The organism is Rathayibacter rubneri (genome assembly GCF_023743255.1).
Classification (GTDB): Bacteria; Actinomycetota; Actinomycetes; order Actinomycetales; family Microbacteriaceae; genus Rathayibacter; species Rathayibacter rubneri.
In genome coordinates, this window is record NZ_JAMRYM010000208.1 from 1 (window position 1) to 941 (window position 941).

A 941-nucleotide genomic window follows, 5' to 3' on the forward strand; every position below is an offset into this window, starting at 1 on the left:
GGGCGGTGGCGGTCATCGGTCGTCTCCTGCGTAGTGGACCCAGCCGCGCGAGCTGCGGAAGATGAGGGCCGTGACGACGGCGATCACGACGAGCAGGAACCACGCCATGGCGGAGGCGTAGCCCATGTCGAACGCCGTGAACGCCCGGTCGTAGAGGTAGAGCGTGTAGAAGAGCGTCGAGTCGATCGGCCCCCCGCGCCCGCCGCTGACCACGTACGCCGACGTGAACGACTGGAACGCGCCGATCATCTCGAGCACCAGGTTGAAGAAGAGGACGGGCGAGAGCATCGGCCAGGTGACCGACCAGAAGCTGCGCCACTTGCCCGCGCCGTCGACCGAGGCCGCGTCGTACAGCTCGGACGGCACCTGCTTGAGCCCGGCGAGGAAGATCACCATGGGCGCGCCGAACTGCCACACCGCGAGCGAGACCAGCACGTAGAGCGCGAGCGACGGGTTCGAGATCCAGCCGCCGAGGTCCAGCCCGACGAGTCCGAGACCGGAGTCGACGACGCCGTCCTGCGAGTAGAGCGTGCGGAAGACGATGGCGACCGCGACGCTCGCCCCGAGGAGGGACGGCGCGTAGAAGGCCGAGCGGTAGAAGCCCTGACCGCGCCGGGGGCGGTTCAGCAGCAGCGCCACCGCGAGGGCGAGGCCCAGCTTCAGCGGGACCGCGACCAGGACGTAGGTGAGCGTGACGCCCACCGACTTCCAGAACCGCGGATCCTCCGTCAGCATGCGCTGGTAGTTGTCGAACCCGACGAACTGCGGCTGCGTGAACAGGTCGTAGTCGGTGAACGAGAGGACCAGCGAGGCGATCATCGGTCCGATGGTCAGCAGGGTCGCTCCGATCACCCACGGCGAGAGGAACACCCAGGCAGCGCTCTCGGAGCGCCGCTTCGACCTCCTCGGGCGGGTGGGCGCGCTCTCGGGCGCCTGGAGGG

General features: G+C 69.0%; 1 protein-coding gene. It reads right to left on the reverse strand.

Annotated elements, in window-relative coordinates:
- Positions 1-12: 12 nt before the first annotated feature.
- On the reverse strand, positions 13-941 hold a 929-nt coding region (locus NB037_RS19340; RefSeq protein ID WP_251948697.1), incomplete at its 5' end, for a carbohydrate ABC transporter permease.